Origin of the sequence: Fluviicoccus keumensis (assembly GCF_004217445.1) — a bacterium.
GTDB classification, from domain to species: Bacteria; Pseudomonadota; Gammaproteobacteria; order Pseudomonadales; family Moraxellaceae; genus Fluviicoccus; species Fluviicoccus keumensis.
Map to the genome: position 1 here is coordinate 345,896 of NZ_SHKX01000013.1, position 13,587 is coordinate 359,482.

The 13,587-nt window shown below is 63.7% G+C and carries 13 protein-coding genes; 6 read left to right on the forward strand and 7 right to left on the reverse strand.

Annotation, left to right across the window (positions count from 1 at the left end; translation table 11 throughout):
* Positions 1-21 precede the first annotated feature (21 nt).
* Positions 22-459, reverse strand: a complete 438-nt coding sequence (locus tag EV700_RS12465) for a hypothetical protein (RefSeq protein WP_242610260.1) — start codon at positions 457-459, stop codon at positions 22-24.
* A gap of 393 nt (positions 460-852) precedes the next feature.
* On the reverse strand, positions 853-1,458 hold the full coding sequence (locus EV700_RS12470; protein ID WP_165391464.1) for a TetR/AcrR family transcriptional regulator: 606 nt from the start codon (positions 1,456-1,458) through the stop codon (positions 853-855).
* 103 nt (positions 1,459-1,561) lie between these two features.
* Here EV700_RS12470 and EV700_RS12475 point away from each other — a divergent pair, with 103 nt between their 5' ends.
* The 6 genes from EV700_RS12475 (at position 1,562) to EV700_RS12500 (ending at position 8,810) form a co-directional block, all read left to right on the forward strand.
* On the forward strand, positions 1,562-2,482 hold the full coding sequence (locus EV700_RS12475; protein WP_207224667.1) for a metal-dependent hydrolase: 921 nt from the start codon (positions 1,562-1,564) through the stop codon (positions 2,480-2,482).
* Between the two features lie 250 nt (positions 2,483-2,732).
* On the forward strand, positions 2,733-4,547 hold the full coding sequence (locus EV700_RS12480; protein WP_130414244.1) for a long-chain-acyl-CoA synthetase: 1,815 nt from the start codon (positions 2,733-2,735) through the stop codon (positions 4,545-4,547).
* A gap of 61 nt (positions 4,548-4,608) precedes the next feature.
* Positions 4,609-5,271, forward strand: a complete 663-nt coding sequence (locus tag EV700_RS12485) for a TetR/AcrR family transcriptional regulator (RefSeq protein WP_130414246.1) — start codon at positions 4,609-4,611, stop codon at positions 5,269-5,271.
* 463 nt (positions 5,272-5,734) lie between these two features.
* Complete coding sequence (locus EV700_RS12490) at positions 5,735-6,055, forward strand: 2Fe-2S iron-sulfur cluster-binding protein (protein ID WP_130414248.1); 321 nt, start codon at positions 5,735-5,737, stop codon at positions 6,053-6,055.
* A gap of 184 nt (positions 6,056-6,239) precedes the next feature.
* A complete protein-coding gene (locus EV700_RS12495; protein ID WP_242610269.1) occupies positions 6,240-7,583 on the forward strand; it encodes a cytochrome P450 in 1,344 nt (447 codons plus the stop codon).
* A 6-nt stretch (positions 7,584-7,589) separates the two neighbouring features.
* Positions 7,590-8,810, forward strand: a complete 1,221-nt coding sequence (locus EV700_RS12500; RefSeq protein ID WP_130414252.1) for an NAD(P)/FAD-dependent oxidoreductase — start codon at positions 7,590-7,592, stop codon at positions 8,808-8,810.
* 21 nt (positions 8,811-8,831) lie between these two features.
* Here the strand turns inward: EV700_RS12500 and EV700_RS12505 are convergent, their stop codons facing one another.
* The 5 genes from EV700_RS12505 to EV700_RS12525 are packed head-to-tail and all read right to left on the reverse strand — an operon-like array spanning position 8,832 to position 13,389.
* Positions 8,832-9,560 carry an SRPBCC family protein gene (locus EV700_RS12505; protein ID WP_130414254.1) on the reverse strand — a complete coding sequence of 243 codons (729 nt, stop codon included), beginning with the start codon at positions 9,558-9,560 and terminating at the stop codon, positions 8,832-8,834.
* 42 nt (positions 9,561-9,602) lie between these two features.
* Positions 9,603-11,258, reverse strand: a complete 1,656-nt coding sequence (locus EV700_RS12510; protein ID WP_130414256.1) for a GMC oxidoreductase — start codon at positions 11,256-11,258, stop codon at positions 9,603-9,605.
* On the reverse strand, positions 11,255-11,713 hold the full coding sequence (locus EV700_RS12515; RefSeq protein WP_130414258.1) for a hypothetical protein: 459 nt from the start codon (positions 11,711-11,713) through the stop codon (positions 11,255-11,257). Before EV700_RS12515 ends, EV700_RS12510 begins: the two co-directional genes overlap by 4 nt.
* A 19-nt stretch (positions 11,714-11,732) precedes the next feature.
* Positions 11,733-12,560, reverse strand: coding sequence for an SDR family NAD(P)-dependent oxidoreductase (locus EV700_RS12520; RefSeq protein WP_130414260.1), 828 nt, complete (start codon positions 12,558-12,560; stop codon positions 11,733-11,735).
* Between the two features lie 13 nt (positions 12,561-12,573).
* Positions 12,574-13,389 carry an SDR family NAD(P)-dependent oxidoreductase gene (locus EV700_RS12525; RefSeq protein WP_130414262.1) on the reverse strand — a complete coding sequence of 272 codons (816 nt, stop codon included), beginning with the start codon at positions 13,387-13,389 and terminating at the stop codon, positions 12,574-12,576.
* Positions 13,390-13,587 lie beyond the last annotated feature (198 nt).

The window sequence follows — 13,587 nt, forward strand, 5'->3', positions numbered from 1 at the left end:
CGATGAATTCTCACCGCCTAGTCAAACATCAATTCTCGTTTCCAAGAACGATAGATATTTCGGATCGTCTTCTAGAAACAAATCCAGTCCCCCACCCATATACGCCCTTGTCAGCTCATCAGCTGACTTATCAAGATCAGCTTGTTCAAAATAGAGTTGACCAAGTCGAAGATGAATATAGGGGTTTCCTAACCCTTTGGGGCACTGAATTGCATTGTAAAAACATCTGAACGCCCTTTCATGATTTCCAAGACGGAAGTGGATGTCTCCTATGGCTACATAGATCCACGTGGATGCCTCCCAATCACGATGCTCCTGTGGAAGCAGTCTGAGAGCATTGACATAGCTAGTTTTGGCTTCCTCAAGCTTTCCTGCTTTTGAAAGCTCATCACCTTGCTGGCAAAGAGAAGCTATTTCTTTATGAAGTGCGTCTGGTAGCTGACTCATAATTTCTGACATCCAAAACCATATTCGCGAGCCTTCCTTGCCTGTAGCCGGTAGCCGGTAGGATGGGTTGAGGCACGAAACCCATCACATTGATTCAATTGTGAAATGATGCTACTCCTTCAGCCATCGAGTCTTCCCGCCGCATCCGAAATCCCGGCTCAAATTCCGCCAGCCCCGTCTCCATCATTCGCCACGGATCATCAACCGGCACGCACAACGAATCTTGCCCACCGCGTTTAGCCGTTAACATCTGGCAAGCTGGGCGGAATGGCGCAGGTGCCAATAGGCGCTGGGATTTTCCAGCCAAAATCAAGCGTAAGACTTTCATCCCATCCCTCAAATCCTGCACCTACCAACAATAATCACAGTCGTCAGGGATAGCAAACCGATCAACTGCCTTGGCCCTCACTCCGCCAAATCCATCACCACATGATGGTTCACCAACCGCGCAAACCCGTCAATCAACGCCTCAAAACTCATCGGCGGACTATCCGATGACAAAAACCGCATGATGTTGAAGATCCCGGCATTGATGACGATATAAACCATCGTCTGCAAATCCTTCAGCCGCATGTACTGCGGATGGTTCAGCAAATACTGCACCACGAAATCCATCAGCAGCTTGCTCACCTGCTCCGAAAAATCCCGCGAATCCGCCAGCAGGATGTAGCGCACCAGATGCAGGTAACGCCCGTCATTGCGCGACAGCAACTCGGCAAAGCCCTGCGCCAGCGTGCGGATCGCCTCGCCGATCTCCATGCGCGACACCTGCGGCGTATAGGCGCGCACCATCTCGCCGATATCCGCCAGAAAGCGCTCGCTCATCGCCGCGTACACCGCCTCCTTGTTGGCGAAATATTCGTACAGCGAACCGGTGCTGATGCCCGCCACCTCGGCAATGTGATTGGTGGTGGTGCCGACCAGCCCGTAACGGGCCAGACAAAGGAAACCGGCGTCAACGATGGCGTTGACGGTGGCGAGGGAACGGGCCTGTCGGGGTTTGCGGGGCATAAAAGTTATCCGGATTGAATCCGAGTAATTATGCGGTTTATGGTCGGTGATACCGGCGGCGGCGTCAACCGCCGCTCGGGCCAAACTCACCGGGAGCACCGCCATGCATGAACAGACCGTGCGCGAGATGATGTCGCGCGAAGCCCGCAAGACCAACGGCGCCAGCGTGGGCATTCCCGCCCGGCTGATGGATTTTCCGTTGCCGGAAGGCCGACCGCGTTTCCCCTTCTTCGGCGGCAATGCGCTGGCGTCGTCGCTGTTCGCGGTGTTCTCGGCCATCTTTCCGCCGGGCGAGCGTTTCTTTGTGGAATCGGTGAGGCGCTTCCGCGACACCATCACCGACGAGACGCTGAAGGCGCAGATTTCCGGCTTCATCGGCCAGGAAGCCATTCACGGCCGCGAGCATGAACACCTGAACACATGGCTGGCGGCGCAGGGCTATGACATCGCCCTCGCCGACCGCCATATCCGCTTCAGCCTGGGCCTGCTGGAACGCCTGCCGCCCTCGCAGCAACTGGCCTGCACGGCCTTCATGGAACACTTCACCGCGCACTTGGCCGAGCAGTGGCTGACGCACGCGGAATTCCGCACCAGCACCGACGCGGAAGTGCTGAAGCTGTGGTCGTGGCATGCCATCGAGGAACTGGAACACAAGTCGGTGGCGTTTGACGTGCATGCCCGCGTCAGCCCGGCCGCCTATCGCGAGCGGGTGCTGGCCGGACCGCTGGTGCTGGGGGCGCTGCTGCCGGGCATTGCCTTCAGTTGGGGGGCCATTCTGGTGAAACAGGGCGAAGCCCTGAGCCTCCGCGAACACCGTCGCGGGCTGAAGGCGCTGCTGGGGAAGAACGGTTTCGTGACGCGGGTGCTGGCGCATGTGCCGGACTGGTTTGCCCGGGACTTCCACCCCGACCAGCAACAGACGGACGCGGTGGAACGGGAATGGCGCGAACGGCTGTTCGGCGCACAGGGAGAATTGAACGCGCATTTCCGCAACCGCGAGGCGGTGCTGAAAGCGGCAGCCTGAATCCCCCGTAGGGGCGCACTGCGTGCGCCCTCGTGACCGAACACATCATCCATCATGCCCGGCGAAAAGGGCGCACGCAGTGCGCCCCTACGATCCTCTCAAGCGACCCGGTAACGACGATTGCCCCCAGTCCCCTTTTCCCGCATAATATGCGTAACATTATTGTTACACATATTTAACCCCGGATAAGCGCTCCCCCTTCCCCGCGCAACCGTCTATCCTGAACCCCACCTTCACGGAGACTTTCCCCATGGCCAACCGGATCGGAGTCCGCGACATTGCGCGCGGCCTGTTGCAAGCCGCCCCCGAAATGCTCGACCCCAACCGCGCCAACCTGTTGCGCCTGGCGGGGCTGAACCCGGACAGCCGCCAGTCGATCGGCAAGGTGGTGGAGTTCTGGGCGCGCTGGACGCCGGACCGGGTGGCGCTGCGCTTTGACGACCGCGCCTGGACCTACCGGGAACTCAATGCCTGGGCCAACCGCATCGCCCACCTGTGGGCGGCGCGCGGCATCGGCAGTGGCGATACCGTCGCCCTGCTGATAGAAAACCGGCCGCAGGTGCTGGCCTGCGTGATCGCGGCGATGAAGCTGGGCGCCATCGCCGCCATGCTCAACCACCACCAGCGCGCCGAGGTGCTGACGCACAGCGTCAACCTGGTGCGGGCCAAATTGCTGGTGACGGGCAGCGAATGCCGCGAGGCGATCGAAAGCACGCCCTTCACCCCGGCGCAAACCCCGGAGCTGGACTATTTCTGGTGCCGCGACAGCGACAACACCCCCGCGCCCGAGGGCTGGCGCGATCTGGACGACGCCAGCGCCCACTGCGCGGACAGCAATCCCGCCACCACCGGTCAGGTGCGCGCCAGCCAGCCCTGCTTCTACATCTTCACTTCCGGCACCACCGGCCTGCCCAAGGCCTCGGTGATGACGCATTACCGCTGGCTGGCCGCCATGGCCGGGGTGGGCGGCCTGACGCTGCGCCTGCGCCGCGACGACGTGTTCTATTGCTGCCTGCCGCTGTACCACAACAACGCGCTGACGGTGTGCTTCAGCGCCATCCTCTCTGCCGGGGCGACACTGGCGCTGGACCGCAAGTTCAGCGCCAGCCGCTTCTGGGACCGCGTCCGCCATTTCGACGCCACCGTCTTCTGCTACATCGGCGAGCTGCTGCGCTACCTGCTGAACCGGCCTGAAAGCGCGGGCGACCGTAACCACCGCATCCGCGCCATTACCGGCAACGGCCTGCGCCCGGAAATCTGGGAAGCCTTCGAGCAGCGCTTCGGCATCACCCGCATTTTCGAATTCTACGGCGCCAGCGAATCCAACATCGCCTTCATCAACGCCTTCGGCGTGTCGCAGACGGCGGGCTTCACGCCGCTGCCCTTCGCCATTGTCGAATTCGATGCCGAAAGTGAAACGCCGCTGCGCGATGCGCGCGGCCGCATGCAACGGGTGGCCAAGGGCGGCGTCGGGCTGCTGATCAGCGAGGTCACGGCGCGGCGGCCCTTCGACGGCTACACCGACCCCGCCGCCGGGGAAAAGAAGCTGTTCCGCAACGTCTTCAAGGACGGCGATGTCTGGTTCAACAGCGGCGACCTGGTGCGCGACCAGGGCCTGCGCCACATCCAGTTTGTCGACCGGGTGGGTGATACCTTCCGCTGGAAGGGCGAGAACGTGGCCACCGGCGAGGTGGAAGGCGTGCTGGCGAAGGAAGCGGCGATCGAACACGGCGTGGTCTACGGTGTCAGCGTGCCGGGCTGCGACGGTCGCGCGGGCATGGCGGCCATCACCCTGAAGCCCGGCACGGCCTTTGACGGTCAGGCGCTGGCGCGGTCGCTGGAAGCGGCTTTGCCCGCCTACGCGGTACCGCTGTTCATCCGGCTGCAGACCGAACAGCAGACCACCGGCACCTTCAAGTACCGCAAGGTGGAGCTGAAGCAGGAAGGCTTTGACCCGGCCGTGGTCGGCGAGCCGCTGTATGTGCTGGCGGACCGGCAGCGCGGCTACGAGCCGCTGACCGCCGAACTGTTCGCCCGCATCGGCAACGGCGGGCTGCGGCTGTGAACGTGACCGGGCGTCCGGTCTTGGCTTTTTTCCGCGATGACGACTGTGGCATCATCTCCGCATGACTGAATCCGCCCCTCCCGAATCCCCGCCCCGCGCGCGCGGCCGTCCGCGCATCGCGGGGGACGAACTGACCGCCCGTCAGGCCCCCCTGCTCGCCGCCGCCGGACGGCTGCTGGCCGGACGCGCCTCCGGCGATATCAGCGTCGAGCTGCTGTTGCAGGAAACCGGCGCGTCGCGGCCGTCTTTCTACCGCTGGTTCCCCGGCGGCATGGAGCAGGTGTTCGACCAGCTGATCGCCAAGGCCAATTCGGATCTGGTGTTGCGATTGATGACCGCGGTATCCCGGTGCAACACCGGCGAAGAGCGCATTACCGCCGGGGTGCGCGCCTATTTTGACTGGGGACTGGAACTGGGACCGGTGGTGACCGGCATCTATCGTGAAGGCTTCACGGAAGGCTCCATCGCTCAGCGCTATCGGCAGCAAACGCTGAACGTGGCCATCCTGCTGATCAACCAACAGGCGGAAGGTTTGGGCCTCACCGCCCTGCCGCCGCGCCTGATTGAAACCCTGGTCGGCTGGATTGAAACGGCGGGCGCGGTGGTGTTCCGGCACTACCCCCTCAATCCGGCCGATGTGGAAGCACAATGTGCGTTGACCACGCGCATGTGCCTGGCCGCGCTGCGCATGGCCATGGAAGAACACGGTTTGCCCAGGCTGTAAGTCCGGCCGGCTCCGGATAGCAGCCGCCCCGAAAGACCGGGGCGGCAAACCCAAGGCCTGCGCCCGCAGGCCGGCAGCCTCCGCCTGACCGCCTCAACATTCCCCCGAATCCCGACGCCTCCCCCTCAAAACGCCCCTTTCAATCCCCGATCCTCCATAGTTCCCGATATCGATGCTCGTCCCGACCGGCAAGAAACGTCCCCGGGACCGAAAGGGCTATCCAAACGCAAATGTTGTAGTACAATCCGACTGTCGAAAATCAAACGATCCTTGGGGAAAGACGCCCGGAATGCGTGAGTTTTCGCCAAAATGCGTCCCTGAGAAGCACGATGTCTTTAAATGACCCCTGACCGTCAAGAAAAGACCTGCGTGTAAGGGGAGCCTCTTGACTACGCTTAAACCACAGGATACCGGGGGACCTTTCCGCCCCCGCCCTGTTCAATTCAACGCTGGGGACAGATTCATGGGCAACATTACCTTTATCGAACATGACGGCGCCGAACATCAGGTGGAGCTGGAAGCGGGCAAATCGCTGATGCAGATCGCGATGGACAACGGCGTGCCCGGCATTGACGCCGATTGCGGCGGTGAATGCGCCTGCGGCACCTGCCATGTCATCGTCGACAGTGCCTGGCTGGACGTGGCGGGCAAGGCCGGCGCCGAGGAACTGCAGATGCTGGAAATGACCCCGGAGCGCAAGCCGGCCTCGCGCCTGTCCTGCCAGATCAAGGCCACCGACGCCATGGACGGCATGGTCGTCCATCTGCCGGAATTCCAGATGTAAGGGCGCATCGCCATCCGCGATCCGCTTCCCTAAGCCAACATTCCGCCGGGGTTGAACCATCATGAGCCTGCTGAAAACCGCCTTCGACAAAGCGTCCACGACCTTCGCCGAGCTGAACGAAAAAGTACCCGCCATCCAGAAAGCCACCGACCTGGTGGTCGAAACCGTCTCGGCCAACGTGCCGATGCCGATCCTGATCAAGGGCATCCAGACCTTCCAGAACGTCAAGCATGCGGTGTTGCAGACGCAGGCGTTTGAAGAGTTCGTGGAAAAGCCCATTCCCGATGTCATGAGCCTGAAGCTCGAAGATATCGATGTCAGCAATCCCTTCCTTTATAAGCAGAAGAAGTGGCAGTCCTACTTCAAGCGCCTGCGCGACGAGTGCCCGGTGCATTACCGGAAGAGCAGCCCCTTCGGCCCGTTCTGGTCCGTCACCCGCTATGAAGACATTGTCTTTGTCGACAAGAACCATCAGTTGTTCTCGGCCGAGCCGGCCATCATCATCGGCCAGACCCCGGAAGGCCTGCCGGCGGAGATGTTCATCGCCATGGACCCGCCGAAGCACGACAAGCAGCGCCAGGCGGTGCAGGATGTGGTGGCCCCCAAGAACCTGAAGGAGCTGGAGTCGCTGATCCGCTCCCGGACGCAGGATGTGCTGGACGGGCTGCCGCTGGACCGGCCGTTTGACTGGGTGCAGAACGTATCCATCGAACTGACCACGCGCATGCTGGCCACCCTGTTCGATTTTCCGTATGAACAGCGCCACAAGCTGGTGTACTGGTCCGACATCATTGCCGGCAGCCCGCAGGCCACCGGCGGTCCGGGCAGCAGCAACGACGAGTTCTATCGCGCGGCGATCGAGATGACCAAGCAGTTCTCGGAGCTGTGGCACCAGAAAGCGGCGCAGAAAGCGGCGGGCGTGCCGATGGGCTACGACGTGATGAGCATGCTGGTCTATTCCAAGGACACCGAGGACCTGATCCGCAAGCCCATGGAATTCATGGGCAACCTGGCGCTGCTGATTGTCGGCGGCAACGACACCACGCGCAATTCCATGTCCGGCGGCGTCTATGCGCTGAACCTGTTCCCCAACGAGTTCGTCAAGCTGAAGGAAAAGCCAAGCCTGATTCCCAACATGGTGTCGGAAATCATCCGCTGGCAGACGCCGCTGGCCTACATGCGCCGCATCGCCAAGGAGGACGTGGAACTGAGCGGCCAGCTGATCCGCAAGGGCGACAAGGTGGTGATGTGGTATGTCTCGGGCAACCGCGATGAACGCGCCATCGAGCAGCCGGACGAATTCATCATTGACCGCAAGGGCGCGCGCAACCACCTGTCCTTCGGCTTCGGCGTCCATCGCTGCATGGGCAACCGGCTGGCGGAATTGCAGTTGAAAATCCTCTGGGAAGAACTGCTGGCCCGTTTCGACAACATTGAAGTGATCAGCGAGCCGGAGCTCGTCCAGTCCAACTTTGTGCGCGGCTACGCCAGGATGATGGTCAAGCTCACCGCCAAGACCGCGGGCTGAGCCGCCATGACCGCCCGGACCGCCGTGATCATTGGCGCCAGCCATGCCGCCGCCCAGCTCTCCGCCAGCCTGCGTCTGGAAGGCTGGGACGGCGATATTGTCGTGGTGGGCGATGAGGGCTACCTGCCCTACCAGCATCCGCCGCTGTCGAAGACCTTCCTGTCGGGGGACAAGACCGTGGCGGACCTGTACATCCGGCCCGCCGCCTTCTATGAGAAGAACAACATCCGCTTCCGTCAGGGCCGGGTCACGGCCATCGACCGCGCGCGGCAACTGCTGGCGCTGGACGATGGCACCTCACTGGCCTATGACAAGCTGGCGCTGTGCCTGGGTGCGCGCGTGCGCAAGGCCGGTCTGCCCGGCGAGGCACTGGCCGGGGTGCATTACCTGCGCGCCATTGCCGATGTGCAGGGCATCCAGCCGGAGGTGATCGCGGGCAAGCGCGCGGTGATCATCGGCGGCGGCTATATCGGCCTGGAAACCGCCGCCTCGCTGCGCAAGCAGGGCATGGCGGTGGTGGTGCTGGAAATGGCCGACCGCATCCTGCAACGGGTCACCGCCCCCGAACTGTCGGAATTCTACAGCCGCATTCACCGTGAAGAAGGGGTGCAGATCCAGACCGGCATCTCGGTGACGGCGCTGGCGGGTGACGGACGAGTGGAGCGGGTGGTGTGCGCCAACGGCGTCGAATTCCCGGCCGATCTGGTGATCATCGGCGTGGGGGTGGTGCCCAATGTCGAACTGGCGCAGACCGCCGGGCTGGCGGTGGATAACGGCATCACGGTGGATGAATTCGCCTGCACCAACGATCCCAATATCGTGGCGGCGGGCGATTGCGCCAACCACTTCAACGCCATTTACCAGCGCCGGATGCGCCTGGAGTCGGTGCCGAATGCCGGGGATCAGGCCAAGGCGGCGGCGGCGTCGATCTGCGGGTTGAAAAAACCCTATCAGAGCCTGCCGTGGTTCTGGTCGGACCAGTATGACCTGAAGCTGCAAATTGCGGGGTTGAGTCAGGGCTACGACCGGGTGGTGATTCGCGGCGACAAGGCAAACAGCCGCAGTTTTGCCGCCTTCTATTTCCAGGGAACGCGCTTGCTGGCGGCGGATTGCATCAACCGGCCGCAGGAGTTCATGCTCAGCAAGAAGATCATCCTCGACAACCTGGCCGTGGATGCGGAACGGTTGGCGGATGAGTCGGTGGCGGTGAAGGACTTGCTGGGCTAAGGGGCGCCTGCGCGCCCCGGTTTACTCCTGATAGCGACCGTAAGAAAAGGCCGGCTGCTCCTTGCCGTCGGCGAATTCCTCCAGCCGCACCATCCGCAAGACGCCCAGCACCGTCTGGTAGGGCGCGGTGCGCTGCACGAAATTGATCGCCCAGTCCGGCGCCACGCCGCCCGGATCAACATAGCCTTCCGAGACATTGCGCCAGCGGTTCTTGCCGATGGGCGTCCATTTCACCGAGTAGTTTTCCGCCACCATGCGCACATAGGGCGGCTTGGACGGCAGGTAGTCGGGCACCGACACCACCTCATGCATGGCGTAACCCGTCTTCGGGTTGTAGGGCTGGATGGTGACGTGCAGCACCACATCGCGGTCCGGCAGCGGCGCGGGTGCATCATGCACCGCGTAATAATAGAATTCGCGGTCAGAGACGCGCCTCAGCAGCTTCGCTTCCTTCATCTGGAAGAACCAGCGCGGATAGTTCGGCAGGTCGAAGGAGACCCGCGCCAGCGCGTCCAGCGTGCCTTCCGCCTCGTATTCCACCTTGAAGGAGCGCAGCCGCTTGCCCAGATCGCGCTTGGCATAAAGCTTGATCTGGTGCCGCCGGTCATTCTTGATCAACTGCCACTCATTACTATCCGGTGCGGCGCGCAATTCATCAAGGTCGTCATCGGCGGCGCGGGCCGGGGCGTTGACAAGGAGGGATACCGCCAATACGGCCAGCAGCGGCCGCTTTCGGAAAAATACAGTCATGCAAACCTCACGGGAGTGTGCTGTTCAGGGTAACCGGCCGGGTCATAGCGTCACCGCCGGCATGAAGCGGGTGAGATTCCGTTCCTCGTCCGCCGTGACGGCGGCCATGGCGTCAACGCGCGCCGGAAACTTCGCCGCGAAACGTTCCGCCATCGCCGTGATCGTCAGGCTGGGATTGACCCCGACATTGGCGGGAATAGCCGCGCCATCCACCACGTACAGGCCGGGGTAGCCGAAGACTTCATGGTTGCTGTCAATGACGCCGTCTGCCGGGGCGGCGGCGATCACCGCGCCGCCCAGGATGTGCGCCGTTACCGACATGTTGCCCAGGCTTTCCACGATCATGTTCTGCGGAATGCCGTTGCTGGCCTCGGCCACGGCGCGGGCGGCGGCGTTGGCCTGCGGCAGGAAGGACGGCGTGCGGCCGCCCTTGGCCAGTTCCGACTTCAGGGCATGGCGGAAGCCGCGCAGCAGCGTGCGGCCGAAGCTGAAACGCAGCTCGTTGTCGGCGTGCTGCATCACCGTCAGGTAGGTGGTGCGCTTGTACCAGTTGCGGGCGAAATAGACGCGGAAGGCGTTGAAGGGATGGCGCAGGTAGGCCCACAGCGTCCGCAGGGCGCGCCGCGCCGGGTTATTGTCGTCCACCATCGGCACCATGTAGAACTTCATCAGGCCGTAGCTGGGCGGCAGCCGGTTCTGGGTCAGGTGCGTCTTGTCGTCGGCGTAGAAATGGGTGGAAATGGCCGCGCCCTTGGTGACATCGACATCCGGGTCGCGCGACAGGATGCCCACCAGCGCCTCGCTGTTGGTGCGCACATGCTCGCCCAGCGCCGGGGAAACGTTCGGCAAAGTCCGGTACAGGTCGCGCGAGGCGAAGAGGATTTCCTGCGTGCCCAGCGCCCCGGCGGCCAGGATCACCTGCCGCGCCGTCAGCGGCGCGTAGCTCAGGCCCTTGTCCCAGGGATGCTGCAGGTGCAGCCGGTAACCGCCCGCCGCCAGCGGTTCGATGTGCGTCACCTTGCGCTCGGGCATCACCCGCACCCCGGCCTGTTCGGCGAAATACAGGTAGTTCTTGTCCAGCGAGTTCTTCGCCCCGTAGGCGCAGCCGGTGAAGCAGCGGCCGCACTGGGTGCAGCCCTGACGCTCCGGGCCCTTGCCGTTGAAATAGGGGTCGGGGGATTTCCATTCCGGCGAACCGAAGAAGATGCCCTGCGGCACCGGACCGAAGGTGTGGGCCGCGCCCAAGCGCTCGGCCGCCTGCTCCAGCCACTGGTCCTGGATGCCGCGATAGGGGTTGTCGCCAATGCCGAGCATGCGCCGGGCGGTTTCATAATGCGGCGCCAGTTCGGCGCGCCAGTCGGCGTTCAGCCCGACCCAGGCCGGGTCGCGGTAGAAGGCCTCCTTCGGTTCCAGCAACACTGCGCCGTAGACATTGCTGCCGCCGCCGACGCCGATGCCGCGCAAAATGGCGACATGACGGAACACTTCCTGCGCGAAGAAGCCGGTCATGCCCAGCGCGGGCATCCAGGTCAGAGCGCGGTTGCTGTGCGCCGCCGCCTCGAAATCCTCGGTGGTCAGGCGGCGGCCCATTTCCAGCACGCCGACCTTCCAGCCCTTCTCGGCCAGCCGCAGCGCGCTGACGCTGCCGCCGAAGCCGGAGCCGACAATCAGCACGTCGTAATCGAATTCAGTATTCATGACGGTTCGCGCTCCAGCAGGAAGGGGAAGACAAAACGGCGCAGCAGCGGCAGGTCGAGGCGGGTCATGCCCAGCAGCGTGCGCTCGTCGAGGGCGCGCAATTCGTCGGTGACCCAGCGCCAGGGCACCGGGCCGGACGCGCCGTAGGTCAGCGCCACCACCGGCTTGCCGTCCAGCAGCGAGGGCTGCACCCGCGCCTGCATCGACAGCGCGTCGATGGTGCCCGCGCCGCGCGCCAGCACATTGGTGGCGCTGTCCGCCGTCAGGAATTTCTTGCCCAGCCAGCCCCACAGGCCGCCCAGATAGCAGCTGGGCATGCCGCCCAGCCGCAGCCACAGCGGACCGATAAAGCGCGCCTTCCAGAAGCCGCTGCGCTGCGCCTCGGTGGGCAGGGTGGCGGTGGCGAAGCGCTGCTTCAGGCCGGTCAGGGAAATGCGGGTATCAATGACGGACATGGTGCGGTCTCCAAAACGGTCAGTGCTGCACGGCGAGGCGGCGCGCGCCCCAGGCATAGAGGCGGTGCGCCAGCGACGGCATCAGCCGGGTCAGGCCGTCGTAGAACACCGCGTCGATGCCGACCAGTTGCCGGGGATTCCGCGCTTCCACGGCGTCGAGGATGATGCGCGCCGCCTGTTCCGGCGAGGTCAGCGAGGCGGCGTTGTGGGCGCGGTGCACGTCTTCCTGAGACGCCCCCGCATTGATGAATTTGCGCACCTTGGAATTGCGCACGATCTCGGTCTTGATGCCGCCCGGCATCACCAGCAGTACCTGCACGCCGTCGGCGCGCACTTCTTCCCGCAGCGCATCGCAGAAGCCGCGCACCGCGCTCTTGGCGGAACAGTAGGGGCCGTTGTTGGGCGCGGCGATGAAGGAATGGATGCTGCCCAGATTCACCACCACGCCCTGACGCGCCCGCACCAGCGGCAGGAAGGCGCGGGTGCCGTGCACCACGCCCCAGAACAGGATGTCGAACACCCAGCGGAATTCCTCGTAAGGCACGTCTTCCAGCGTGTCGAGCAGCGCCACCCCGGCGTTGTTGATGATCACGTCCACCCCGCCCAGCTCCGCTGCCGTGGCGGCCGCCCAGGCCTCGACCTCGTCGCGCTTCGCCACATCCACCACGCGGATCACCGCCCGGCCACCCAGCTTTTCCACCAGCCGCGCCGTTTCCTGCAGGGGCTCTTCCTTGATGTCGCTCAGCGCCAGTTGCGCGCCGCGCGTGGCGCAGGCCAGCGCCAGCGCCCGGCCGATGCCGTTGCCCGCGCCGGTAATGGCAACCACTTTTCCGCTTAATGCATACATGTTTAATCTCCGGTTATAGGGTGGGGCCGACGTAGGCCTTGCGCACCCGCGTGTCGCCGATGAAACGGCTGATAGCCGGGAAATGGCGCAGGCCCAGCGAGGTCAGGCGCGCCAGGCGGCCCGGCACGGTCAGGAACTGGCGGTGGTCGAGGGCGCGCAGCACCTCGGCGACGATCACCTCCACCGCCACCTTGGGAATGGTCAGGGTGTGTTCGCGGTTTTCCGGGGTGCGGGTGCGGTCGAGTTCATCGACCATCGGCGAATCGAATTCGGGCGGGCAGACCAGCTGCACGGTGATGCCCTGCGGCGCCAACTCGTAACGCAGCACTTCCGACAGGCCCACCAGCGCATGCTTCGAAGCGCAGTAGGCGCTGTAGCCGAACACGCCGGTCAGCCCGGCGATGGAGGCAATGTTGACGATGCGCGGCTGCGCGGATTGCTTGAGATGCGGCAAGGCGGCGTGAATGGTATTCAGCGTGCCGAAGTAATTGATGTCCATCACCTCGCGATGCACCCGCAGCGGCAAGGTCTCGAAATAGCCCTCGCGCAAGACCCCGGCGGAGTTCACCAGAATGTCGATGCCGCCCAGCGCCTTGGCGATCTGTTCAAACGCCTGCTGCAGCCCCGCCGGGTTCTGGACATCGGTGGCGCTGACCGCGACGCGCGCGGTCGACCGCAGCAAGCGCAGCTCCTCGGCGGCGCGTTCCAGCTTGACCGGATCCCGGGCCAGCAAGGCCACATGATCGCCCCGCCGCACGCAGGCGCGGGCCAGCGCCAGTCCCAGACCGGACGAACCGCCGGTAATCACTATTCGACGCGGTGCCGCCATTTCGTTTCCCCTTTGCGATACGCCGCCGCGGAACCGGCCGCTCCGGCCGCGGCTTCCGGGGAAGTTTCGACGGGCGGCTATTGCGGGATCGGCGCGGCGCTGCTAATTTAACGATACATTGTTGTTACGTATATTGTGCGATTCTTTTCCGGCCCGCAAGCCCCGTTCATCGGATGCGCGCCGCCCCACCCCCGGAGC

Bases quoted from the DNA above. Each gene is read 5' to 3' on its own strand.
- EV700_RS12485 (WP_130414246.1), top strand. From the start codon at position 4,609: ATGACTGAATCCGCCCCTCCCGAATCCCCGCCCCGCGCGCGCGGCCGT.
- EV700_RS12465 (WP_242610260.1), bottom strand. From the start codon at position 459: ATGTCAGAAATTATGAGTCAGCTACCAGACGCACTTCATAAAGAAATA.
- EV700_RS12500 (WP_130414252.1), top strand. From the start codon at position 7,590: ATGACCGCCCGGACCGCCGTGATCATTGGCGCCAGCCATGCCGCCGCC.
- EV700_RS12515 (WP_130414258.1), bottom strand. From the start codon at position 11,713: ATGTCCGTCATTGATACCCGCATTTCCCTGACCGGCCTGAAGCAGCGC.
- EV700_RS12495 (WP_242610269.1), top strand. From the start codon at position 6,240: ATGCCGATCCTGATCAAGGGCATCCAGACCTTCCAGAACGTCAAGCAT.
- EV700_RS12505 (WP_130414254.1), bottom strand. From the start codon at position 9,560: ATGACTGTATTTTTCCGAAAGCGGCCGCTGCTGGCCGTATTGGCGGTA.
- EV700_RS12525 (WP_130414262.1), bottom strand. From the start codon at position 13,389: ATGGCGGCACCGCGTCGAATAGTGATTACCGGCGGTTCGTCCGGTCTG.
- EV700_RS12520 (WP_130414260.1), bottom strand. From the start codon at position 12,560: ATGTATGCATTAAGCGGAAAAGTGGTTGCCATTACCGGCGCGGGCAAC.
- EV700_RS12480 (WP_130414244.1), top strand. From the start codon at position 2,733: ATGGCCAACCGGATCGGAGTCCGCGACATTGCGCGCGGCCTGTTGCAA.
- EV700_RS12475 (WP_207224667.1), top strand. From the start codon at position 1,562: ATGCATGAACAGACCGTGCGCGAGATGATGTCGCGCGAAGCCCGCAAG.
- EV700_RS12510 (WP_130414256.1), bottom strand. From the start codon at position 11,258: ATGAATACTGAATTCGATTACGACGTGCTGATTGTCGGCTCCGGCTTC.
- EV700_RS12490 (WP_130414248.1), top strand. From the start codon at position 5,735: ATGGGCAACATTACCTTTATCGAACATGACGGCGCCGAACATCAGGTG.
- EV700_RS12470 (WP_165391464.1), bottom strand. From the start codon at position 1,458: ATGCCCCGCAAACCCCGACAGGCCCGTTCCCTCGCCACCGTCAACGCC.